Raw genomic sequence first — 24,316 nt, forward strand, 5'->3', positions numbered from 1 at the left:
ATTAGTCCTCTTCACGCTCTTTGCTGGCGCGCTGGCGATCGTAATACTCGTCTTCTGCGGAGATTATCTCGTCTATCAGGGACCCCATATCCACTTCATGCAGTTCTTCAACGAACAGACCAGTAAGCGTGACCTCAGGGGTGAGTTTTCCCTCTTCATACAGTTGCCAGATCTCTTTGGCATAACAGGTTTTCAGCAACTGTGGAGCAAACTGACCGTAGTAAGCGGTGATATTATTCACGTCACGTGCAAACATCGACTCAGCGTGATTATTCGCTGCGGCATCGACAGCCTGTGGCAAGTCGATAATCACCGGGCCTTCGGCATCCATCAGTACGTTAAATTCTGATAAATCGCCGTGTACCAGACCGGCACATAACATACGCACGATATTACGGATCATGGTATTAAAGTCAGCGATGGCGTTTTCTTCGCTTAAGGTGACATCGCTCAGTCGTGGGGCCACCATACCGTCGGCATCTGTCACCAGTTCCATCAACAGGACACCATCAAGGCAGATATAGGGCTCGGGAACACGTACTCCGGCTTTATCAAGACGAAACAGTGCTTCTACCTCGGCAGTCTGCCAGCTCTCTTCTTGCTGCTTGCGACCGAATTTAGAGCTTTTCTGCATCGCACGCGCATTACGCGAGTTACGCACTTTACGCCCTTCCTGATACTGCACGGCTTGCTTAAAGCTACGCTGGGTTGCCTCTTTATAGACTTTAGCGCAGCGCACAGTATCACCGCATAACACGGTGTAAACGTCAGCTTCCTTACCACTTTTCAGGCGCTGGAGGACTTCATCTATTAAGCCATCATCAACTAATGGCTGGATCCTGGCTGGGATTTTCATGCGGCGTTATACCTTATGTCTGCCGCTTTTGGTATCAACAGCATAGACGGCGAAAGTAGAAATAATTAACAGAGACTTCATTGTGAACTCCATTATTTTTTTGCATTTTCCTGAATTAATCCATGAGATAACACATTACTGAGTGTTTTTCATATAAAACAGCGGATTGTTGATTTTTATCGCACCATATCCCTGTGATATTACGGTCCATAAGCCTAATGCGCAAAGTTTCTTGAATGATAAATAACTTTTTGATGGTAGCTCGACTCTTCATTATGAACAAAAATCGTACCCGCGATAAAGCACTATCTGTAGTATAAAAAATCGATATCATCGCTATTTTTACACCCATTCGTCAGACTGATTAAAATTGGTTATCATCAGCGCCCACTCTTTGCTCTGGTTACCTGATGTCTGAGATTATTGATAACTTTATTGCCCCTCCGTGCCATGATGAAATCGACATTCTGTGGCAGGATGAGCACTTGCTGTTGATTAATAAACCCGCCGGGTTACTTAGCCTGTCAGGGAAAAATCCTCAGAATTTTGACTCTGTCCATTATCGGCTGGTGCAGAAATTTTCCAGCTGCACGCTGGTACATCGCTTAGACTTCGGCACTTCCGGGCTGATGGTGATTGCCCGCAATAAGGCAATTAATGCTGCATTATGTCAGCAGTTCAGCCAGCGTACTGTCAGCAAAGTTTATAGTGCATTACTCTGCGGACATCTGGAAAACGATACCGGAGTGATCGATGCGCCCATTGCTAAAGATCCGGCGCTATTTCCGCGGATGACGCTCTGTGCTACCAACGGCAAACCTGCCCGCTCCCGTTATCGCGTGCTGGAGCGCTTTTATCAGCGCCAGGAAGAGGGGAGCGTCCTGCCACTCACCCGGGTCGAACTGATACCGGAAACCGGGCGAACTCACCAGCTCCGCATTCACTGCCAGCAGCTGGGACACCCTATTCTTGGCTGTGACCTGTATGGCGGACTTTTACTGCCCGGAACTGAACAGACCCCTCGCTTGATGTTACATGCCAGTGAACTGCAGTTTGTTCATCCGGTAAGCAAAGCGCCTGTTCTGGGTAAAAGTACCAGTCCGTTCTGAAAAGACGACAATTACCACATCAGATCGTCAGGAATTTTAAAGTCTGCGTACGGATCGTCTTCATCCTGCTCTTCCTGACTTAAGGTGCTGTTTAAGACGATACTTTCGGCATCACGCTGGGCGATTTTATCCGCGACAACCGCCGGAATAATCGCATACTGGCTTTCGCCACTGCTATCAATCACTAAACGGGCAATCGCCAGGCGACCACTGATCAGCTGGTTTTGAGTCAGCTTATCGACGACCACTTTCTTGATTAAGTTATTGTCCGTGAAGTTAAAATCAATATTGCCTTTAGCAACAACGATTCTGTTCATCTCAATCAGTTGCTTAACCTGAGCCTTATATTCTTTGGCCAGGGTGGCCTGTTTTTGTTGCTCGCTCAGCTGCTTGTCACGCTCAATCTGCGCTTTTTTATTCTCTTCTACTGCTTCTCTGGCCTCACGAGCCTGAACCCGTGATTTTTTGGCGGTTCTCTGGACTTTAGCCACTTTCTTGCTGGTCACTAAACCCGCTTTTAACATCTGCTCTTGTAAGGTGAGTTTTGTCATCTTTGCATTTAAACCAATCAGATAATTTATGGGGATTATACCTGTATTTACTGAATTGGCTAAACACCCGATGTTGATGAGGCATATCGTCATTCAGGGGGATTATGCGTGAGACTGATAGTTATCCTGCATGACATAGCGATAGCGATAGCGATAGCGCTGCGGTTTGAGAGAGGGTGATATACCTATTGATTAATGATGGCTATGCATAAGGTTATCTTTGCCTGTCATTATTTCGTCATCCAAGTGAAGCCATACTGAAACAATAAGCCAATAAGTTATAGCCACTTTTATGATCAATGCATGAAATAAATGGGCGTAATGAAAATAAATAAATATAACTTGTTATTATTATTCTGTTTCAGTTCTCAAGTGGCTAATGCAAATGATGATTTTTCTTATTCAAGTAATCTCAAAGAGGGTTTTGGCCTTTCTGCTTATGGATCCAGCATCAATTTAAAAGGGCGTCTTCAATACGACGTCGTCAACTTCAAAGACTATTCCGCAGCCAGTCAGGATACCCCCTTCAAGGACAGCACTAATGGGATTGTCAGACGCGGAAATATTGGTGTAGAAGGGACGCTGATTAATATTCTGCCCTATGAGGTCCGCCTTGCTTATGACAGAAAAGAACACTCATGGGATGTTGATCGTGCATGGGCAGGGTTTACTGGATGGCAGTATGCTGATTTTTATTTCGGTCGTGATAAATTTGGTTTTGGCCTGGAAGGGGCAACCAGTTCAAGCTGGGCTCTGGCAACTGAAAGGCCCATTATGTATGACCTGACCTCTGGCCGGGATGATATTGACTATGGCTATGCGGTAAAAACATCAGGTAGTAATTACAGTGCAGGTGTCCAGGCTGCGAAGCTTAAATATGGTATTAGCGATAAAAATAGCAACGATAACTTTGGTTATTATGGGCGGCTGACTTACGCCCCTGTTTTAAGTACCAATCAAGTTTTGCATCTTGGTTTCAGCTACCATGATGCGAATCCAGATAAAAATGACACAAAAATTTCTACCCGCCTGGAAACCAGAACCCGAAACGATGACAAGTTACGTTTTGCTGATGTCAGTAATACCACTAAAGATGACGAAGGCATTATTGAGCTAGGCTATCAGTACGAGGGCTTGCGTCTGCAAAGCGAATACTTCTACCGAACGGTAAAAGGCGCAGATATAGAAACAAAAACTAAAAAAGGAATGACGACCACAACTATCGATCCACAGAAAGTACGACTGGAGGGGGGATATTTACAGGTATCTTATCTGTTTGACTCCAGCCGTCGCTACAGTGTTGCGGAAGGTAAATGGGGAAAACCTAATAAATTTAATACCTTTGAGCCTTTCTATCGATTTGAATACAGCAGCATTAAACCCAATAAAGCGGCCAGCAAGAAACAGCTGAATAATAATATCAATGGGGTAAATGCTGTCGATCGTGATGACAAGTACGTGGTTAAGAGTTCTGTGTTAGGCGTAAATTATTTCTACACTGAAAATTTAAGCTTTAATGTTTCCTATGTTCACTCACATATCAGCAATATTGATACCTCTAAATCCATTGATGGTAAAAGCGTAAAAAATAGTAACGACACGCTTGTCGCCAGAGCTCAATTTATATTCTAAAGGATCCGTCATGAAATATTTAAATTATGTTTTGTTATCTCTGTTAAGTGTGACGGCTCAGTCTTGGGCTACTGATCATATTGCTAATACACCCGGTGTGATACAGTTAAAAGCGGCGGATTTGAGACCTACACAACCGAGTATTGGCGATCAGCAAGTCAATTATAAAATTGCCAGCTATGCTTTAAATCCTAAAAAACTATATGCTGATTACTGCGAAGATAACGGCGCTGAAGGCGTGGATTCTTTTACTGAAAAATCGTCGTTGCTTGATCTAAATTCTTTCAAATGCCTTGAACCCTATGGATCGAAAGTTAAAGATCTTAAAACCGCTGTGATAGGACCGGATAAACAATATTACTTAACCGATGGGCACCATCTGGTTAGTATGTTAAACAAAGTATCGGGTGGCGATACGCCAGTCTTTATCCGTATTACCGATGATAAATCCGCTATGGGATCGATGGAGGCGTTCTGGAATTCCCTGGCAGAAGAGAATCTGACTTGGTTAAAAGACGCCCAGTTTAAACCGGTAAACTATTCGTCTCTGCCGAAAACTGTGTCAGAAGAAAGTTTACAGAACGACCAGTATCGCTCAATCATGTATTTCCTCCGGGGTGTCTCCTATAAAAAGCCCAAATCAACCAATATTCCCTTCTTTGAATTTTATCTTGCCGAGTGGCTGAATAAAAAAGTTCCTGTGGATTCGCTGAAGCTGGATACTCGGGAAGACTACTATAACTCACTGCAGAAAGTCGCTGATGCTATGCTTTCAGTTCCGGCAGATGAAGTAGTGGTTGAGTTAAAAGATAAAAAGTTTACCGTCAGTGATTTTGGGGTATTTAATGCCATCAATAAAAAAGAGCTGAATAAACTCATCGATCAACATGGCAAGCTGACGGTCTTATTCACGGCAGCACAGAAAAGCTAATATTGTTATATACCCGTCATACTTCAAGCTGCTTGGGTGTTGCGTGCATGAGGTGCGCTTACAAGCAACTCGAATTATTTTGGGTATCGTATTCACGGCAAAACATCACCAAAAGGCAGGGTTCCTGTTTTTGGTGATGTTATCATTTAATGATGCGCTCAGGCGCGATCGAACCAGTCGCTATTTTGTTGCGCAATAGGAGTGATGGAATGAATAATTTCCTGCAAATGCTCACGAGCCGCTTTTTCAGCTGCATCAGGATCGCGTGCTTTCAGGGCATTAAAAATCATGTAATGCTGCTGGATCAAACTGGAAGGGGGAGAAACCTGACTCAGGCTGAGAAAACGCACCCGATCCATGGTTGCTTTAATCGACTCAATCGTTTCCCACGCCAGTGGACAGTTAGCAATCTGCGTTAAAAGCTGATGGAAATTATCATCAAGAATAAGAAATTCTCGTGCCCTGTCATTCTGCGCGGCCAGTTCCTGACTATGTAAATTGTGCGCAAGTGTCAGCAGTTGTTCCTCTGTGACCATTTCTGCTGCCCGGCGGGCAATAGCGCATTCCAGTGCCTGACGGATAAAGCGGGCATCTGATACCCGCTGTTCGGATATTTTCATCACAAAGGTGCCACGCTGTGGCAGGATCTGCACCAACCCGGCCTCTGCGAGCTTGATAAATGCCTCCCGAACCGGTTGGCGAGAAACACTAAAACGCAGGGCGATTTCTTTTTCGGACAGTAGCTTACCCGGTGGAATAGTACATTCCACAATGTCTTTTCGCAGTATGCGATAAATTTGTTGATTGACTGGTTCGGTATGGTTGAGCTGAAAAGAGATATCCATGTCGTTGTATTTACCCAATAAATTTTTGATTTATTATTTATGACTATACTCGCCATACTTGTCAGCTGTCGACTCAGCTGCGTATTCTTCCCTGCAACCTTCACGCAAACTGAGTTTTTCAGCAAAAGACGCTTAAAAGTATGGCGAGTACATGTTCTCTGTTTACAAATATATCATCAAAATAATATGGCGCTATGGCATCAGTAAATCAGGTAAAAACATGACTGTTTGCGGGAATACAAAAAGAATCGCCGTGAAAATGAAAAAGGCAATTAAATAAGGTACCGACGATTTCATAAAATCGACCGTATCGCATTTCAAAATTCCACAAACAGTATACATACAAATACCGACTGGCGGCGTATTCGCCCCCAATAACGTGAGCGTAACAAACATAATGCCAAAGTGAATCGGGTCATAGCCAAGTTCAGTGACAATAGGTAATAAAATTGGCGTCAGTAGCAATATCAACGGACTGGCATCCAGAACCATACCAATAACCAGTATCAGTGCAAAAATCAACAGCATGATACCTGTTGGATTCTCTGTAAAGTCGGTAATAAATTCCGTCATTGCCTGAGGCAGCTGATCCAGCACGCTGATATGCCCAAGAATGAAGGCTGCCATCACTAATAGCATGACAATACCCAAGTCAGTGAGCGTTTCAGTTAAGGTATCAAGCATCCCTTGCCAGGTCAGTTCTTTATAAACCAAACCACCGACAATAATGGCATAGAGAACAATAAATGCCCCGGCTTCTGAAGTCGTGAATAACCCTAACCGGATGACTACAATAAGGATAATAGGGAACATTAGTGCCCAAAAACCGCGGCGGAAACTGGCGGCAACCTCTTTAAATGTTGGCCTGGAGAGTGTTTCCGGTTGAATTTTCATGCGACGAGCCATGATATAATTCGTCACCATTAACGTTATCGTCAATAAAACACCCGGTATAATGCCTGCAAGGAACAATTTTCCTATAGAGACATTACCGACAAAGCCAAACAGAATTAATAAAATACTGGGGGGAAGTGTTGCTGTTATCAGTGAGGCAAAAGCGATAACAACCGCGGTGTAGGCCCGAGGGTATCCGCGTTCAATCATAGAGAACCCAAGCATACGTGACTGCATGGAGGCATCTGCGACTGCCGAACCGGCAACTCCCCCCATCAGCATTGAGAGTAAAACGTTAATTTGCGCCAGTCCACCAATCATCCACCCGGTCAACAGACGCGCAAAATCCAATAAACGCTCAGTAATGCCTGTTCGCGTAAGTAAATTTCCAACCAGGATAAATAGCGGAACTGCAATCATCGGAAATGACTGTGTGGGTGCGGCAAATTTTTGAAAAGCGATGCCCAGAGGCAGAAAGTCGGATGTGAAAAAAAAAGCCAGGCTTGATATGGCAATGACGAATCCTACCGGCATACCCATCAGCATAAACACAATAAACAATACACCGGTCAACCACATCATGGTAGATTTCCTCTAACAGATAATGCTCGATTAGAATTAATTTTATGAATTAATTGTTCAATACAGGTGAATATCATTAACAGACATCCTGTCGGAACTGCTGCACTTAAAACCACATGGTTTATTTCTGAAATAGGTAATACGTGTGAGCGGGTGTCCCACATGAAAATATATCCAGAGCAAGTCCCGAAGCCGAGGAAGGCGATAATTAAGACTCTGTTAATATAATCAACGGCCTCTTGTACCTTCGCCGGTAGCCGTTTTGATAAAATGTCAATTCCCATATTACGTTGGTTGACTTGAGCATAATGGATAGAGAACATACTCACCCAGGCGAATAAAACCATGGATATTTCTATAGACCAAATCAGAGGGTATCCTGCAGCTCGTCCAATAGCAGCAATCAAAATAAGGATAACCATGATAATAAATAGAATTTTCGCAATGGCTGTTTCTATTTTAATCAATGTTTTCATCTGTAATATCTCACTCAACGTCCCACCCAAAGGGTGGGCGTAATATAGAAATGATCAAACCCACTTATTTAATATCTAACGCGGTTTTTAAACTGTTTTGAGCCTGTTCCAGCCCAAGTTTAGCCGGCACATTTGCGCATGCTGCAATAAACGGGGTGAGATCGATCTCATTGACTTTTGCACCGCTTTTAACCATTTTTTCTAAAACAGCATTACTTTGCTCGATAATTTTTTGCGAAGTAAACTCTCCGGCATTATAAGACTCTTCCTGAAGAATTTTCTGATATTCGGCTGGGAGCTGATTAAACCATTTATCGCCAACAATAATAGATGTCATTAAATGGTAGTGATTAGTTTTGGTGACATCTTTCGCGACTTCATTGAGTTTAGAACCATATAGCGCAGTCGGGTGCGCTTCGGCTGCATCGACTACCCCCGTCTGAATAGCGGAATAGACTTCGGACCAAGCCATAGGGGTGGGGGACCCTCCCATACAGTTGATGGTTTCGATAGCGATGGGGGAGTCAGGAACCCTAACACGAACGCCTTTTAAATCAGCTGGTTGTGTAAAAGGCTTTTTCGTCATCATCATACGAGAGCCCTGATACCAGTTGAACGACAGGCTGACTAATCCCGATTTACCTTGTAGCTTCGACTCCCACTCTTTAAAGACCGGTGTAGCGACAAATTTTGCTGCCTGCTCATAGTCAGACAGTAAAAAAGGAGCATTCAGTATTGCCAGCTCCGGAACGAATTGCGCCAGTCTGCCGCCATCAGTAAGCACTCCCACATTACTTCCTACCTGAGCCTGTTGAATCAACTCGCCATCAGCCCCTAACTGACCACTGGGAAACAATCTGACACGCACATTTTTATCCGTGCGTTTCTCAACATTTTTCTTAAATTCTTTAAATCCGGCATATACAGGATCGTCTGGCGATAACGCTGTGCTCAGGTTGAATTCATATGTTTTAGCGGCAAATGAAGACAAGGCAAAAAGTGAAAGCAATGAGCCTATTGCTATTTTTTTATATATGCCAGATTTCAGGGTGTAAGAATAATTCCTTTCGAAATGTAAGGTATATTTTGACATGTTGTTCTGTTCTCCAAAGGAAAGGTTATGGGTTTAAAATACGTCCAGGACCGTTTATCACCTGGCAACGTTAACGTCTATATAGCCAAGACATCAGAGATATAACCGTTAACACAATTGTTTAATATTCCTCTTGCATCTGACATCAGTTTTACTCAGTCATTATTTATGTATAGACAGACATTTGTTTCTACTTTTCATAAAAATATTTCTTTGTTTGTGATGTTAAACAGAGTTTTTCTATAAGGAAATGAATTTTTATTTCAACGTCAAATGATTATTTAGCGATATTTGTCACAAAAATATTTTTTCTGAATCGATAATCATAGGACGTTAATCATTTCATTTTTTAGTTTAATCAATAAAGGTAATGCTTAATTTGGCATAATGAGTATCGTTATAAAGATTAGATGATTTTTGTCATCTCTCATTGAGCCTTTTTTCAGCGTTACCCTTATTGTTAAAGCATTATTGGATATTCTCCGTCATCATTTTTCGCTATCTTGGGCGAGTGCAACCACTTCGGCCCAAACGCTGTCGTCAACGGGGATACCATTGGTACGATTTTCTTGCCGATTTTTAGCAGAATGTTCGCCGGGATAATAAACCTCTTTCTGACCTTCTGCCGCCGTCGACGTTTTGACATAGTCTGCCACGCTGTCAGCCATTTTTTCACTAAACTCATGGCCACCGAGCTGCGTTGGATCGAACACCATAAAAATCTGGCTGGCTCCAGTACAACTCCCTTTCCCGACTTTATCGATCTCATTTGTTGGATGCCCTGCGGACAGCAATGCGGCCATGGCATCTAATAAAACAGCCATTCCGGATCCTTTCCAGTATCCGGTCGGAAGGATCCGCATCGACTGCTCAATTGGTCCGGGCTCATCCGTTAAATTTCCCTGCTGGTCGAAACCTCCGGGAAAGGGTAAGCGTTCATTTTTAAGCCGGGTGACCTGTAATTTTCCGTATGAGTATTGCGACATGGCCATATCTAACACGACAGGCCCCTTTTCTCGTGGTACCGCCATTACAAAAGGATTATTACCGAGGCGGGTATTTTTGCCTCCCCATGCCGGCATACAGGACTCCGTATTTGTCCAGCAAATCGCGGCAAGACCTTGCTCTGCTGCCCTCCATCCGTATGTGCCTCCTCGCATCCAGTGGGTGGTATTACGTAAAGCAACAATCCCTATACCATTCTGGCGCGCCAGCTCTGCTGCCTTATCAACGGCAAATAAAGCATTAGTAATACCGATCCCTTGGTTACCGTCATAGATCTCAATGACGCCTAATGACTTAACCTGAGTCGGTTCTGCCTGAATGTCGATCCAGCCCTTTTTAACGTAGTCAACAAAGCGGGATACGCGGTTTAAACCATGCGAATAGACGCCATCGCAGCTGGACTCGGTGTGAATTTGGGCGCAGATATCCGCTTGTTGTTCACTTAATCCTGCATTTAAAAATGCCTTTTTTACTGTCTTTTTTATGGTGTCAAAACTGATTCTTTGCATTTTTTTCATCTCGTTATGAAGATCAATATTCCACGATAAATGTCATTACGCCTGAATATCTAAAATGACTTTGCAGCAACCCCGGGGGTCTTGTTCGAATTTACTCATCGCATCTTCTGCCTGAGAAAGCGGTAAATAATGGGTGACTAATTTTTCAGGTTCGAGCAATCCACGCGTCAGCCAGTCAATCACTGCGGGGAAGCGTTTGCTATTAAGACGCGAGGTAAAAAGCGACAGCTCCTTACTGGTAAGACCCTTCTGGGTAAAATGACAGGCCTCGTCTGAAAAACCGAGCAGCCCGATACGTGCTGCAGGGGAGGCCAGGGCAATCGCTTCTGACAGAATAGAAGGGTGACAAGCCGCATCAATAATCAAGGTTGGTTTAATGCCGGCTAACTGTGTTGACAGCGGAACCTGACTATTATCCAGCGTCAGATCTGCACCATTATTACGAGCCATCAACAGTCGTTCCGGTAAACGATCGGCCACAATGACCTGATCCACACCATAAACACTTTTCAGTACCTGAATCGCCGTTAATCCCATTGGACCTGCGCCATAAATCAGGGCGATATCACCGGGAACTGGTGAGAGAAAGGCGCTGATATTCGCGGCAATCGTAAAGGGCTCTATAAGGCTTGCCAGTTGATCGGGTATTGCATCAGGAACAGGATAAGCATTAGCAGCCGGTACGCAGCTGTATTCGCTAAATCCACCATCCCGATGTACACCGATAACCTGTAATTCGGTACACACATTAGGGCGGTTAACCGAGCAGGGATAACAATGACCGCAGCTCACGACCGGATCCACCGAAACACGCTCTCCAAGTCGTGAGGCGTCGATACCCTCTCCAACAGCATCAATTACGCCGAAAAACTCATGCCCGATAACACGCGGATATTGGGCAAAAGGATTGTGGCCACGCCAAATATGGACATCTGAGCCGCAGATACTGGCATAGCGGACTTTCACCCGAACTTCACCTGTCGCGGGTTGTGGGACAGGGCGTTCTTCAATCTGCAATTTGTTGGGCTGCTGTATCACAATGCTTTTCATTTTTAACCTCTGATAATCGGGTCTGCTATTACCAGTTCCACAGAGTGCCATCTTCCAGACGGGCAACCGGCAAATGGGCGGGATCATAGGGGTACTTTGCGGCCAGCTTTTCATCAAACTCAATGCCTAATCCTGGTTTGTCGCCCGGGTGCATATAACCGCCATCGAAAGTCCAGCTATGCGGGAATACTTCCAGCATTTGTTCTGAATACCCCATATATTCCTGAACACCGAAGTTCGGTACCCAGAGATCAAAATGCAGTGCTGCTGCCATACAGACAGGAGAGAGGTCGGAGGGACCGTGTGAACCTGTTCGTACCTGATAGAGAGAGGCAAAATCGGCAATGCGACGCATACCCGTAATGCCGCCCGCATGCGTAATTGTGGTGCGGATATAGTCGATGAGTTGCTCTTCAATCAGCTGTTTACAATCCCAGATGCTGTTAAACACTTCCCCCACGGCAATCGGCGTGATGGTGTGCTGACGAATTAAACGAAAGCAGGCCTGATTTTCGGCAGGAGTTGGATCCTCCATCCAGAACAGGCGATAATCTTCAATACTTTTACCAAAACGCGCGGCTTCAATAGGGGTCAGACGATGGTGCATGTCGTGCAGCAAATGCTCGTTGAAACCAAATTTTTCGCGCACGGCCTCAAACAGCTTCGGCGTAAAATCGAGATATTTTTCTGTCGACCACAGTTGTTCTTCCGGATAGCTGCCTTTAGTTGCGGGCTCATAGGCGAGTCCTTTTCCTTTCGCCATACCGTAAGTGGTTTTCATACCCGGCACGCCACACTGCACGCGAATTGCCTTGAATCCTTCATCACGATGTCTGGCATAATCATCCAGCACTTCATCAATCGAGTGGCCTGTAGTATGGCAATAGACCATAACACCCGTGCGCGATGCGCCTCCCAGCAACTGGTAAAGCGGCATATTGGCGGCTTTGGCTTTGATATCCCACAACGCGGTATCCACTGCTGAAATCGCGGACATCGTCACAGGGCCACGACGCCAGTACGCCCCTTTATATAAAAACTGCCAGATATCTTCGATATGATGCGCATCACGCCCAATAAGCTGTGGACAGATATGATCTTTGAGGTAAGAAGCAACTGGTAGCTCACGGCCGTTGAGAGTGGCATCACCCAGACCGGTTAATCCGCTGTCTGTCGTAATTTTCAAGGTGACAAAGTTACGCCCAGGGCAGGTGACAAATACTTCAGCACTGACAATCTTCACGCTAGTTATCCTTTTTATACGTACAGACACTCTTCAATGCTTACTACCATACAACCATATTTATGGAGATTATTTGAACAGCTTCACATTTAGTTAACATTGTTGATGTTTGTTTAAAGACTGTGATGAATGACCAGAGTTATGGATTACGTTATGTCCGATGTATGATCGGTTCCCCGTTATTTGAGAACGATTTGATTCGCGTTTTCTGAGTATTTTTCGATATATCTTTCGGGGACGATTATTTATGTTTTTCTGGTTTTAACCTTGCTGTCAAACCGTGTTTTCACTTTGAGTTGACGTAATAATTCAAAGTGAAAAATACTTAAAACCCCCCTCCTAAATAAATTATTAAATGTCTTAATAAATCCGTTATTTTTATTGTATCTGAATGATTTATTTGGTTTTTTAATGAATGGATAACTCTGTCTGCAGATAAAGAACAGCCAGGGATTTCACATGTAGCCTCATCAATAACATTCGGGATACTGGAAGGCTCTCAGTAATATAAACCATCATAAATAAAATCCAATGCTCACTGGATATCAGACTGGTTTACAAGAACTCACGGCTTTCTCTCTTCCGAATTTATTTTTTATCCGACGTTTAAGATTTATATTTAACCGACAATGCATCTGATAAAGACATTGATGACTGGAGATAATTCCTTTAAATCTGAGATGACAATCACATTTTCAGAAGTCAGACCGATTTGGCTCAGACATAATATCCTGAACGGTATCTGTTTAACTCCTGAAAATGAAAGGTTGTAAATATCATTACAGATGTCTCAATCCAGCGAGGGGATGCCTTTAAGACTTCTGGTTAATGGAGCTGGCGAAAAATCAGTGCAGCACAAAACCTGAAATATTATTTTCTATTGGGGTTTGCGATAAGCCGTAAACTCGAAGCTGTACTGCTTTAACCTAAAATAATTGATGGTAAATTCAAAAGGAATGCCATTTGTTAACTTACTGACTGATTCAACACGCAAAATGGGTGTACCTACAGGGCTGTTCAGTAACGGTGCAATCTCTTCCGTTAATGTATCAGGTCGAACGACTTGTTTGCTTGAGGCAATAGTGAGTCCTTTCTGATTCTCAATATAATCATATTTTGAGGTTTGCATTATTTCCAGACTTAAATCAGTAAACATTTCTACTGGCAGGTAAGTACATTCTAATATTTCAGGCTCTTTATCAATCAAGCGTAAACGTCTGATTGCATAAATGAGTTGCCCTTCTTCTATCTGTAATTTTTTGGCAATAAGGGCATTACTGGGTTGAATTTCAAAGGTAATGACTTTAGAAGAAGGTTTTCTGCCTTGTGCCGAGACTTCCTCAATAAAGCCAGTCAGCTCGAAAGCATTATGCTGCGTTTTTGGGGCTTTTACGTAAGTGCCACTTCCTCTGACACGATTCAGGAGATCTTGTTCAAGTAACACTTCCATTGCCTTGCGGATAGTGACACGACTAACGACAAAGGTATCCTGTAGTATGGCTTCAGTTGGCAGTAATGTACCCGGTTTATATTTTCCGTTTTTAATCTCTTCGATCAGCTGTTCAGCTATCTGCAAATATCTTGGTTTATCCACGCGAGTGTCCCTCCAACAGGCATGATTCATGATAACAAAAATGTGATCGATAATACATTTAAAGTACATTTTAACAATTTTATTGCTACCTGGTTCAAAAAATGACCTCAAATGTATTATTAATGTATTGTTTGTTTGGTACTTTAATAATACAAATCGACCAGTCATAGAACGGGGATGAAAGCATGAAAAAACAAAAACTCACTATAGTTGGGGCAGGGAGTACCTACACATTAGGAATGATCAACAGCCTGATTGCAGAAAAAGAGAATTTTCCGCTCAAAAAAATTACTTTCTATGATATTGACGAGCAACGTCAGGCTTCTAATGCTATGGCAACCGAAATAGTCTTACGTGAAGCTTATCCGGAAGTGGAAGAGTTTATTTATACGACGGATAAAGCTGAGGCATTCAGTGACAGTGATTTCTTTTTCATTCAGATCCGCACGGGTGGTTTAGCGATGCGCGAGCGTGATGAACAGATTCCACTCTCATTTGGCTGTGTAGGGCAAGAGACTTGTGGTGCGGGAGGGATGGCTTATGGACTACGTTCAATAGGCGACATGATAACGCTGATTAATGAAATTCGACACTACTCTGCAGATGCCTGGATCCTCAATTATACCAACCCAGCAGCAATAGTAGCGGAAGCTCTAAACCGCGAGTTTCCCGATGATAAACGTATCCTGAATATCTGCGATATGCCGGCTGCAATCATGGTCAGTTACGCTCAGTTACTCAACTGCGAAATTTGGGATCTGGTACCTGAATATTTTGGTTTAAATCATTACGGATGGTTCACTAAAATTCGTAACCGTCAGGGGGACGATCTGACGGGTAAAATTAAGCATATTATCCTGGAAAAAGGGATCACTGCGGTGGATGCTGAAATTGCAGATGACCCTTCATGGCAGGCAACTTTTAAGAATATGCAAATAATGTTGCGTGACAATCCTGAGTATCTTCCTAACACTTATTTGCAATATTACCTGTATCCGGAAAAAATGGTGGCCAAAGAGGACATCAATAATACCCGCGCGCGCCAGGTCATTAATGGTCGAGAGAAACGCGTTTTTGAACTTAACCGCCGTATTATTGAAGCTGGAACAGCACAACAGGAACATCTACATGCGGATATTCATGGGCGCTATATGGTGCGAGTCGCAGCTTCATTAGCTTATAACCAGGGCGAGACCTACTTAGTTATCGTGCCTAATAATGGTGCAATTGCAAATATTCAAGCTGATGCCATGGTTGAAGTCCCGGCAGCGTTAACCAATGATGGTCCTAAACCTTTTGCTGTCGGACAGATCCCTACTTTCCAGAAAGCCATGATAGAAACACAGCTTGGTTACGAGAAGTTAGTCGTTGATGCATGGTTTAGTGGTTGCCGTCAAACCTTAGTCAATGCATTGACATTAAACCGTACCGTAATAAATGTGCCCGCTGCGCAAGCGATTGTCGATAAATTACTCGCAGAGAACGCCTCTTATTTACCTCAATTTTAATATTTTATCAGGCCCAATTAAACGGGCCTGATAAAACAGTTTAACCAAAGGATGAGGCTGTTATGAAAGATATTATCCAACGTTTTGGCGCTGCGATGTTTGTTCCAGTACTTCTGTTTCCAGCTGCCGGTATGCTACTTGGACTTTCGGTCATGCTGCTTAACCAAGATTTATTTCCTTGGGCAGTGGAAGGGAGCAATTGGGTTAAAGTTTCCACGATTTTGCTGCAAGCTTCATTAGCCGTATTTAAAAATATGTCTCTAGTATTCGCTGTCGGACTACCTATTGCTTTAGCAAAATCAGCATCAGGTCGGGCTGTACTGGCAACCTTGGTTTCCTATATTACCTTTAATTATGTTGTGGGAGGCATACTGCAATTCTGGGGAGCAGATTTAGGCGTTAATTATACTGCTGGAGAGCGTGGTCTGACCGATATAGGTGGGATCTTAACACTAGATACTAATCTGATTGGCGCTATTGCTATTGCCGGGATCTCTGTTTGGATCCACAACCGTTATTTTGATAAGAGACTACCTAATTGGGCGGCAGTATTTGGTGGTACACCATTAGTCGTTATTATCAGTTTTCCTGTCATGGTATTACTGGCGATCATTACCTGTCTAATATGGCCAAGTATCCAGCATGGTATTAATAATTTACAAACCTTTTTAGTTTCAGCAGGTTCTTTAGGTGTATGGGTCTTTACCTTTCTTGAGCGTATTATGATCCCAACAGGGTTGCACCACTTTGTGTATGGCCCCGTATTTTACGGTCCTGTCGCTGTTGATGGTGGAACAGTAGCCTACTGGATCCAACATATTCCAGAGTTTGCTGCCAGTGATGCACCACTGACTGAGCAATTCCCTCAGGGAGGACTAATGCTAACGGGAATGGGCAAAGTGTTTGGTTGTACGGGGATAGCTTTGGCCTTGTATTCGACAGCAAAATCCAAAAATAAAAAAATGGTATTAGGTTTGGTTCTCGGGGCTGCGTTGACAGCGATACTTACCGGTATCACTGAACCGATAGAGTTTACCTTCTTGTTTATCGCACCGCTGTTATTTGCCTTACATGCTGCACTAGCCGCCACAATGGCAACGATTGCCTATCTATTTGGTGTTTCGGGTAACTTTCAAACCGGTTTAATTGATTTTATTTTCCAGAACTGGCTCCCCCTGGGAAGTAATCATGCAGGCACTTATGTGATTCAGGCGCTGATCGGTTTAAGTTTTACAGCTATCTACTTTATTGTATTTCGCAGTTTAATTTTAAAATTCAATATATTAACCCCGGGTCGTGGTGACTCTGAGGCGAAGCTGTATACCAAATCCGATTATAAACAGGCGAAGAAAGACTCATCGGCAAGTGACTCTCAGGACAATCAAGCCCTGGCATTTATTCATGGTCTGGGGGGAAAAGACAATATTGCTTTATTAACCAACTGCGCTACTCGTTTAAGAGTGAAGGTTCATAACCCGGATATTGTCACTGAGACGGAGTACTTTCAGCAGCATGGGGCAATTAATGTAGTCAGAAGTGGTGATAGCTTCCAAATCATCGTTGGCTTAACCGTACCACAGGTCAGAGAAGAAATGAGCCAGTATATGCGGTCACCTTCTTAACAGAAAGCCAGCTATCGCTCCCGCCATTTTCTGGGGGAGCTTTTTTCTGTCTTTTTGTTGTCTAGCCAGGATTTGCACACCACATTTATCACTGCCTGTGCCCCAAATCTTTCTGTATTTCAAAACCAACAATAATTTCTATGCTTATGATTTAATAAATTATTTTAAAATATACGAATGAATTAAATGAACAAAAAAACCCGCAAGGCTTGCACCATGCGGGTTCTTAGGACTTCATCGGATGACTCTGGTAATCACCGATGGAGAATTTGGTGGAGCTGGGGGGATTTGAACCCCCGTCCGAAATTACTACACTGTCGGCACTACATGCTTAGTCAAGTCTTTACATTCGCCGGGCAGCTGCGGGCTGACACGCCACTACCAAACTAGCCTGATTAGTTTTAGCACTTCAGCCCCAGGCAGGACTTCCATGCGATCTCTTTTGGGTTTGACTCCTCTTGATCCCCGTCTTAAGAGCGGAAGCTAGGGAGAGGAGGCTTCAAAGCAGGGTATTAAGCTGCTAAAGCGTAGTTTTCGTCGTTTGCGACTATTTTTTGCGGCTTTTTACGAGGCAAACCGCCCCTCGGCATGCACCTTGAGTTTCGCAAATCCCGTCGAATCCAGAATCAGCCCCAATGTGTAGGGCGAGTATAACAGATTTATTAAGCGTCTGACTAGCGCTGTACAGAGAATTACTCAGATGCAGGTTATTGAATCACTTCTTGTTATCTGGAATGAAAAGGATGTTTAAATACTGTGCATTACGGTGGTTTTTAATTCAGGTACGAGGGAAGGTCGCATTAACCTGCTACTGCGTTGAGCCTGGAAAAGAGCGTTGATTGGTCGTGTGCTGATACCGGACTGCGCGAACAACGTTATTCACTTTCTTGTCGTTAATGCGCTGTTTTATATATGTTATTTATTTCATGGGATTGTTTTTTGTTAACAGATGAACACGCAAGAGTGTTTATTGTTTAATAGCGGTAAGCGTTCTGACCTATGGTATTTGTAAATAACATAAGGAATAAATGAGCAAAATTGTACTTCGATCTTGTCTGCGTTTTCCTGCTGCTGGAGTCGGCACCCGAGCCACAGACTCCTTGGCAAGTAGCGGCTTCAACTACTTTGTGCCGGTATAAATCGTTCTGCCGTTCACGACACGCTTTCATCGCCGCGGAATAATAAGCATCGTGGTGACTATTATTCCACCAAGTACTCTTTCCCTGCTTCATCACGGGCGTTGAAGAAAACTGGCCCGCCAGTGATAGCGGGCAGAGTGATTAGCGTCCTGCGTGTTTCATAATGCGCGCTTTATCCATCGCCCATTCACGATCTTTCAGGTCGGTACGCTTGTCGTGCAGTTTCTTACCTTTTGCCAGGCCAATTTTGATTTTGCACCAGGCGTTTTTCCAGTACAGAGAGAGAGCTACAACGGTAAAACCGTCGCGGCTGACGCTACCGAATATATTATCCAGTTCTCTTTTATTCAGCAGCAGCTTACGCGTCCGCGTTGGGTCGCAGACCACGTGGGTGGAAGCCACGGTCAGCGGGGTAAAGGTTGCACCGAACAGAAAAGCTTCGCCATTTTTAAAAATGACATAGCTATCGGAGATATTCGCTTTTCCGGCGCGCAATGATTTAACTTCCCAGCCTTGCAGCGCAAGACCCGCTTCAAATTCATTTTCAATAAAGTATTCGTGGCGGGCGCGTTTATTTTGCGCAATGGTGGCTGAGCCTGGTTTGTGTGCTTTTTTCTTTGTCATAGTGCCGCTCAGTATACGTCATCCAGGAGTTCAAGGACATCCCCGGGCCATGCACGAGGAATAAGGGAGTATCTTAGCATGGAGGCAGAGAATTTTTCTTTGCCTGCTGATAAATGTTATTATTTTCCGGTTTTATGACTCCCGGGAATTGTTATGCCTCAAATTAGCCGCACAGCGTTGGTGCCCTACAGTGCCGAGCAGATGTACCAGTTGGTCAATGATGTGAAGTCTTATCCGCAGTTTTTACCTGGCTGCTCAGGAAGCAGGATATTGGACGAGTCCGCCAGTCAAATGATGGCCGCTGTCGATGTTTCCAAGGCGGGAATAAGCAAAACTTTCACTACACGTAATACTCTGGTCAGTAACCAGAGCATTATCATGCAACTGGTGGAGGGCCCGTTTCGAAAACTGGTAGGAGGCTGGAAATTTACGCCGATTGGTGATGATGCCTGTCGGATTGAGTTTCAGCTTGATTTCGAATTTACCAATAAACTGATTGAGCTGGCATTCGGTCGGGTGTTTAAAGAACTGGCGGGTAATATGGTGCAGGCATTCACTGTGCGCGCAAAAGAGGTTTACCGTGTCACATAATATTCGGGTCGAGGTGGCGTACGCACTACCCGAAAAGCAGTTCTTACGACAGGTTTCTTTACCGGAAGGGAGCACGGTTGAGCAGGCGATTATCGCTTCTGGTCTGTTAACATTACGTACAGATATTGATCTGAAGAAGAATAAAGTTGGTATTTATAGCCGCTCGGTAAAACTGACGGATGAAGTACACGAGGGGGACAGAGTAGAAATTTATCGTCCTTTACTTGCCGATCCTAAAGAGCTACGTCGGCAACGTGCTGAACGTTCGGCCAAGAAATAATAAAAAGGGGTGAAAAACACAGTTTTCACCCCTTTTTCTATGCCCGACAAGAGGCATTATTCGTTAGTCAGCTTCGGTCTGTTCACCAGATCAGTCAGAACGCCGTTGCTGTCAAAGGTCATGATCAGCGTCTGTTGGGTCGCTGGCTCATGGCCAGGTTCCTGGCGGAAGACATAAAACCAGGTATTGGTACCAAACGGATCGTTCATCAACGGTGTACCCAGTGTGTAGGCCACTTGCTGCTGTGTCATACCCGTATGAATTTTAGCGACATCAGTGGGTGTCAGATAGTTACCCTGGTTGATATCCGGGCGATAGACCACTCGTTCCAGAGTGGAACAACCTGCGGTCAACATCAGAAGAGCCGCTGCTGCTACAGTCAGCATTTTACAACGCATAGTAATTTGATCCCTTTTCTGGCCCGAGTCGTACGTGGCACATTCATTTTATGCCGATGATAATAGACCTTTAATCAGTTTTAAACCTATAAGGCGCTCAACTCTGACCGCAGGAGTACAAAAAAGTTAGTTAAAAAGCATCTGATATCGAAGGAAAAATATTAAATGCTATTCTTTTCAAATTGTTAACACCAACTTCACTGTGTTTTGGGGTAAATCAGGCTGCCAGCAGTTCTTTCGCATTGGCAAGAGTATTGCGCGTGACTTCACTTCCCCCTAACAGACGAGCCAGCTCCTGTAGTCTGGCACGTTTGTCCAGCGGTTGCATATGTGTTTCTGTCATTTCGCCGTCAGTTTCTTTACTGACAAAGAAGTGATGATGCCCACAACCCGCTACTTGAGGTAAGTGTGTTACACACATCACCTGAGTCGACTCACCCAGTTGTCGCAGTAACTTGCCCACGACAGCAGCGGTCGGGCCACTGATACCGACATCCACTTCGTCAAAAATAAGGGCAGGGGTTTCCATCTTACGGGCAGTAATAACTTGAATGGCCAGGGCAATACGTGACAGTTCGCCGCCAGAGGCCACTTTTGCCAGCGCTTGTACTGGCTGACCTGGGTTGGTACTGACTCGGAAGTCGATTTTGTCAGCCCCTGTTTCGGTAAGTACGCTTTCGTTAAATTCGACGTTAATCACCAGAATGCCGTGTGGCATTGAGAGGGTCTGCATACTACTGGTGATAAGCATTGAGAGTTCTTCTGCATATTTAACTCTACTGAGATGCAGAGTACGTGCCACGGCTAAGGCTTGTTGATGGTGATGAGCAACGGCTTGCTGTAAGGCTCCCTGTGAGTCTGACTGGGCTTCCAGCTGCTGCTGTTCGTCCAATAATTTTTGATAGAATACAGGGAGTTCCTCCGGGCTAATATGATGCTTACGTGCCAGGGATATTTGCCGTGAGATACGCTGTTCCAGTTCATAGAGCCGGTTGGGATCCAGGTCCAGCCGTTCGCAGTAGTGCTGGAGTTCATCAAAGGCTTCGGAAATCTGAATTTCAGCCTCTTCCAGCAAGGTCAGAACGCTGGTGAGCTTGCTGTCCATAGCGACCAGGTCAGTCATTAACTGACGTACGGTATAAAGCTGGCTTTGTAGATTGGCCTCTTCGGCTTCACCAAGAATATTTAAAGCGTGCTGGCTGGTAGAGAGAAGCTGGCCGCTGTTCGCGAGGCGTTTATACTCTTCGTCGATAACCTCAAATTCCCCGGCGACGGGGGCAAACTCGTTCAGTTCTTTAAGCTGATAGTTGAGTAATTCTACTCTGGAAGCACGCTCTTGAGCTTGCTGCTGATGCTGAGCCAGCAGGCGGCAACTCTGATGCCATTCACGATAGTATTCGCGCATTTGCTGCATCATGCCTTGTTCACAGGCATAGCCGTCTAACAAACTTTTCTGATGTTCTGGTTTAAGCAGAAGCTGGTGGGCGTGCTGACCGTGGATCTGAATTAACAGCTGACCCAATTCACGTAACTGAGATACGGGGACGGCAGTACCATTAATAAAGCCACGAGAGCGGCCGTCATGGCTCACTACGCGGCGTAACAGACATTCATTGCCTTCTTCCAGCTGATTTTCTTCAAGCCAGCGTAGCGCCGCTGGCGTGTCTTTTAATGAGAAACGAGCGCACAGGTCTGCACGTTGGGCCCCACGGCGTACCATGTCCGCTTCACTGCGGCTCCCCAGACACAACCCCAAGGCATCAATTGCAATAGATTTACCGGCCCCGGTTTCACCCGTGATGGCCGTCATTCCCTGCTGAAAATCAATTTCAAGTTCGCGAACGATTGCAAAGTTACTGATGGTGAGTTGTGTCAGCATAGCCACCTCTGTATGAAAAACCATAACTGTGTTTGTATACAGTATAAACTGGTTTTATATACAGTAAAGTGGCAATGGCGATTTTTAGAATAATTTTTTTGACCAACCTAACTTTGAGCTTAATGTATTGAAGTAACTGTAATCTTTCGGGTGGATTAAGTTCAGGTGATAATCGCAACGTCGGATCAGCACACTTTCGCCATCTTGTATTGGCAGGGAAATCTGGCTGTCACAGCTGATTTCCAGATCGCTGCGCATATGCGAGAAGCGCAAGCGAATGGTGCTGTTGCTGTTGATAACCAGCGGGCGCGCCGACAAGGTATGCGGAAACATGGGGACCAGCGTTATGGCATCCAGTGACGGTGTCAAGATTGGGCCACCGGCAGAAAGCGAGTAGGCTGTGGAACCGGTTGGTGTAGAGATAATGAGCCCGTCTGAACGCTGAGAGAAAGCAAATACCTCATCGATATATACCTCGAACTCAATCATATGGGCAATTTTACCCGGATGCAGTATCACCTCATTGATAGCAGTACTCAGACGCGTCGGCGTATCTTGATGATAGACTTGCGCTTCCAGCAAAAAACGTTGCTCGGTAATGTAATGCCCTTCCAGCACCGCAGACAGTTGCTGATGAGCATTATCAGGGTCGAGATCGGTCAAAAATCCTAAATTACCGCGATTAATGCCAATCACTTTAATATCGTAGCGCGCCAACACGCGAGCGGCACCCAGCATATTACCGTCACCGCCAACTACCACGGCTAAATCTGCTTGTTGGCCAATCTCTGCCAGAGTACCGGTCTTCACTTGTGTAAGATTAAGGTCATGCGCTATTTGTTGTTCTACAATAACTTCATAACCTTCACTGTGCAGCCAGCGATACAGCATTTCATGCGTAGTCAGGGCTGTAGGATGCCGTGGATGCCCGACAATACCGATACAATTGAAATGTTTGTTCATTATCCAGCTTATCCTTAATCACAGATGTTACTGCGACAATATGTCAGGTTCCCTTGAAACCCTGAAACAGATCCCCATAATAAGCGAACCAGCGAGATTAATGCTAAACACGCGGAGAATTTCATGAGCAGTAAAGAACACAAAATACCAGATGAGCAAGTTTCAGACGAAATGGTAACAGAGCATCACGATGATATTGAAGCCGTAGACGGTGTCAATACAGCTGATCAACGCGAGGACCAGATTGCGACGTTGCAAGCTCAGTTGGCGGAAGTTGAGCAGCGCGAGCGTGATAACGTGTTACGCATCAAAGCTGAAATGGAAAACCTGCGTCGCCGTACTGAATTAGATATCGAAAAAGCACATAAATTTGCGCTCGATAAATTTGTGAACGAGCTACTGCCGATTATCGACAGCCTTGATCGTGCCCTTGAAGTTTCAGATAAAGGCAATGCTGATATTGCACCGATGATTGAAGGTATCGAACTGACCAAAAAATCGATGATTGATGTGTTGCGTAAATTTGGTGTTGAAGTGGTTGGCGAAACCAATGTTCCGTTTAACCCGGATGTACACCAGGCTATCGCTATGGTCGAATCTGACGATATTGCTCCGAATAATGTCCTGATGGTGATGCAAAAAGGCTATATCCTGAATGGCCGCACCCTGCGTGCTGCGATGGTTTCAGTGGCGAAAGCGAAAGATTAAATCAGTCAGCACCTGGATACAGAGTCAGGACGGCTCTGTTATCTGTAATATTAAGCCAGCCGGTAACCGGCTGGCTTTTTTGTAAGTGCGCTCTGACAGATATTCTCTGTTAATTGAGATGGTTAGCGTAGTGGTGCTTTCTGATGATGCTGGAGTAACACTAGAAAGTACTAGAGTGCGAGGATTGTCGAAGTAACGATAGCGGTAATCCAGGTTACATCGCGT

22 protein-coding genes and 1 other RNA gene are annotated in these 24,316 nt (G+C 44.6%); 8 read left to right on the forward strand and 15 right to left on the reverse strand.

The genetic code is table 11. The features are described from left to right. Window position 1: 1 nt before the first annotated feature. Window positions 2–856, reverse strand: coding sequence for a PA4780 family RIO1-like protein kinase (locus Q1A40_RS16085; protein WP_300001889.1), 855 nt, complete (start codon window positions 854–856; stop codon window positions 2–4). A 410-nt stretch (window positions 857–1,266) separates the two neighbouring features. Between Q1A40_RS16085 and Q1A40_RS16090 the strand changes: the two genes are divergently transcribed. After that, the gene (locus Q1A40_RS16090; RefSeq protein ID WP_300001892.1) at window positions 1,267–1,965 is read left to right on the forward strand and encodes an RluA family pseudouridine synthase; all 699 of its coding nucleotides are present in this window, start codon (window positions 1,267–1,269) and stop codon (window positions 1,963–1,965) included. Between the two features lie 11 nt (window positions 1,966–1,976). On the opposite strand, the gene Q1A40_RS16095 is transcribed toward Q1A40_RS16090, so the two are convergent. Next, on the reverse strand, window positions 1,977–2,516 hold the full coding sequence (locus Q1A40_RS16095) for a DUF2058 domain-containing protein (protein WP_300001895.1): 540 nt from the start codon (window positions 2,514–2,516) through the stop codon (window positions 1,977–1,979). Between the two features lie 321 nt (window positions 2,517–2,837). Between Q1A40_RS16095 and Q1A40_RS16100 the strand changes: the two genes are divergently transcribed. After that, the gene (locus Q1A40_RS16100) at window positions 2,838–4,148 is read left to right on the forward strand and encodes a porin (protein ID WP_300001897.1); all 1,311 of its coding nucleotides are present in this window, start codon (window positions 2,838–2,840) and stop codon (window positions 4,146–4,148) included. A gap of 10 nt (window positions 4,149–4,158) precedes the next feature. Next, window positions 4,159–5,079: a ParB/Srx family N-terminal domain-containing protein gene (locus Q1A40_RS16105; RefSeq protein ID WP_300001900.1), complete on the forward strand. Its 921-nt coding sequence runs from the start codon at window positions 4,159–4,161 to the stop codon at window positions 5,077–5,079. Window positions 5,080–5,237: 158 nt separating this feature from the next. Here the strand turns inward: Q1A40_RS16105 and Q1A40_RS16110 are convergent, their stop codons facing one another. From Q1A40_RS16110 to Q1A40_RS16145, 8 genes are all read right to left on the reverse strand, one after another. Further along, entirely contained in the window at window positions 5,238–5,924 is a 687-nt protein-coding gene (locus Q1A40_RS16110; protein WP_300001902.1) for a GntR family transcriptional regulator, read from the reverse strand. A gap of 192 nt (window positions 5,925–6,116) precedes the next feature. Beyond that, on the reverse strand, window positions 6,117–7,400 hold the full coding sequence (locus tag Q1A40_RS16115; RefSeq protein WP_300001905.1) for a TRAP transporter large permease: 1,284 nt from the start codon (window positions 7,398–7,400) through the stop codon (window positions 6,117–6,119). Next, the gene (locus Q1A40_RS16120) at window positions 7,397–7,876 is read right to left on the reverse strand and encodes a TRAP transporter small permease (protein WP_300001907.1); all 480 of its coding nucleotides are present in this window, start codon (window positions 7,874–7,876) and stop codon (window positions 7,397–7,399) included. The genes Q1A40_RS16115 and Q1A40_RS16120 overlap by 4 nt, the downstream gene beginning before the upstream one ends. A 64-nt stretch (window positions 7,877–7,940) precedes the next feature. Next, window positions 7,941–8,885: a C4-dicarboxylate TRAP transporter substrate-binding protein gene (locus Q1A40_RS16125; RefSeq protein ID WP_300001989.1), complete on the reverse strand. Its 945-nt coding sequence runs from the start codon at window positions 8,883–8,885 to the stop codon at window positions 7,941–7,943. A 572-nt stretch (window positions 8,886–9,457) separates the two neighbouring features. Next, window positions 9,458–10,483: a 3-dehydro-L-gulonate 2-dehydrogenase gene (gene yiaK, locus Q1A40_RS16130; protein ID WP_300001909.1), complete on the reverse strand. Its 1,026-nt coding sequence runs from the start codon at window positions 10,481–10,483 to the stop codon at window positions 9,458–9,460. Window positions 10,484–10,528: 45 nt separating this feature from the next. Next, window positions 10,529–11,542, reverse strand: a complete 1,014-nt coding sequence (locus tag Q1A40_RS16135; RefSeq protein ID WP_300001912.1) for a Zn-dependent oxidoreductase — start codon at window positions 11,540–11,542, stop codon at window positions 10,529–10,531. Window positions 11,543–11,570: 28 nt separating this feature from the next. Continuing rightward, a complete protein-coding gene (gene manD, locus Q1A40_RS16140) occupies window positions 11,571–12,785 on the reverse strand; it encodes a D-mannonate dehydratase ManD (protein WP_300001915.1) in 1,215 nt (404 codons plus the stop codon). 877 nt (window positions 12,786–13,662) lie between these two features. Further along, a complete protein-coding gene (locus tag Q1A40_RS16145) occupies window positions 13,663–14,379 on the reverse strand; it encodes a GntR family transcriptional regulator (RefSeq protein ID WP_300001918.1) in 717 nt (238 codons plus the stop codon). 185 nt (window positions 14,380–14,564) lie between these two features. Here Q1A40_RS16145 and Q1A40_RS16150 point away from each other — a divergent pair, with 185 nt between their 5' ends. Both Q1A40_RS16150 and Q1A40_RS16155 read left to right on the forward strand, forming a co-directional pair. Then, window positions 14,565–15,887 carry a 6-phospho-alpha-glucosidase gene (locus tag Q1A40_RS16150; RefSeq protein ID WP_300001921.1) on the forward strand — a complete coding sequence of 441 codons (1,323 nt, stop codon included), beginning with the start codon at window positions 14,565–14,567 and terminating at the stop codon, window positions 15,885–15,887. 62 nt (window positions 15,888–15,949) lie between these two features. Then, a complete protein-coding gene (locus Q1A40_RS16155) occupies window positions 15,950–17,509 on the forward strand; it encodes an alpha-glucoside-specific PTS transporter subunit IIBC (RefSeq protein WP_300001924.1) in 1,560 nt (519 codons plus the stop codon). A 270-nt stretch (window positions 17,510–17,779) separates the two neighbouring features. Here the strand turns inward: Q1A40_RS16155 and ssrA are convergent. After that, window positions 17,780–18,143: a transfer-messenger RNA gene (gene ssrA / locus Q1A40_RS16160) on the reverse strand. Window positions 18,144–18,789: 646 nt separating this feature from the next. Next, window positions 18,790–19,272, reverse strand: a complete 483-nt coding sequence (gene smpB, locus Q1A40_RS16165) for an SsrA-binding protein SmpB (RefSeq protein WP_300001926.1) — start codon at window positions 19,270–19,272, stop codon at window positions 18,790–18,792. A 153-nt stretch (window positions 19,273–19,425) separates the two neighbouring features. Here smpB and Q1A40_RS16170 point away from each other — a divergent pair, with 153 nt between their 5' ends. Continuing rightward, window positions 19,426–19,863, forward strand: a complete 438-nt coding sequence (locus Q1A40_RS16170) for a type II toxin-antitoxin system RatA family toxin (RefSeq protein ID WP_300001929.1) — start codon at window positions 19,426–19,428, stop codon at window positions 19,861–19,863. Further along, the gene (locus Q1A40_RS16175) at window positions 19,853–20,143 is read left to right on the forward strand and encodes an RnfH family protein (protein ID WP_300001932.1); all 291 of its coding nucleotides are present in this window, start codon (window positions 19,853–19,855) and stop codon (window positions 20,141–20,143) included. The genes Q1A40_RS16170 and Q1A40_RS16175 overlap by 11 nt, the downstream gene beginning before the upstream one ends. Before the next feature lie 56 nt (window positions 20,144–20,199). On the opposite strand, the gene bamE is transcribed toward Q1A40_RS16175, so the two are convergent. The 3 genes from bamE to nadK all read right to left on the reverse strand — a co-directional run bounded on the left by bamE (window position 20,200) and on the right by nadK (window position 23,383). Then, a complete protein-coding gene (gene bamE, locus Q1A40_RS16180) occupies window positions 20,200–20,541 on the reverse strand; it encodes an outer membrane protein assembly factor BamE (protein ID WP_300001935.1) in 342 nt (113 codons plus the stop codon). A 217-nt stretch (window positions 20,542–20,758) separates the two neighbouring features. Then, complete coding sequence (gene recN / locus Q1A40_RS16185; protein ID WP_300001938.1) at window positions 20,759–22,420, reverse strand: DNA repair protein RecN; 1,662 nt, start codon at window positions 22,418–22,420, stop codon at window positions 20,759–20,761. 84 nt (window positions 22,421–22,504) lie between these two features. After that, window positions 22,505–23,383 (reverse strand): NAD(+) kinase, encoded by an 879-nt coding sequence (gene nadK / locus Q1A40_RS16190; RefSeq protein ID WP_259052780.1) that lies wholly within the window; start codon window positions 23,381–23,383, stop codon window positions 22,505–22,507. A gap of 123 nt (window positions 23,384–23,506) precedes the next feature. Here nadK and grpE point away from each other — a divergent pair, with 123 nt between their 5' ends. After that, window positions 23,507–24,091 carry a nucleotide exchange factor GrpE gene (gene grpE, locus Q1A40_RS16195; protein ID WP_300001943.1) on the forward strand — a complete coding sequence of 195 codons (585 nt, stop codon included), beginning with the start codon at window positions 23,507–23,509 and terminating at the stop codon, window positions 24,089–24,091. The last annotated feature ends 225 nt before the right edge of the window (window positions 24,092–24,316 follow it).

The sequence above is a fragment of the uncultured Cedecea sp. genome (assembly GCF_947498825.1).
Taxonomy (GTDB): domain Bacteria; phylum Pseudomonadota; class Gammaproteobacteria; order Enterobacterales; family Enterobacteriaceae; genus JGM124.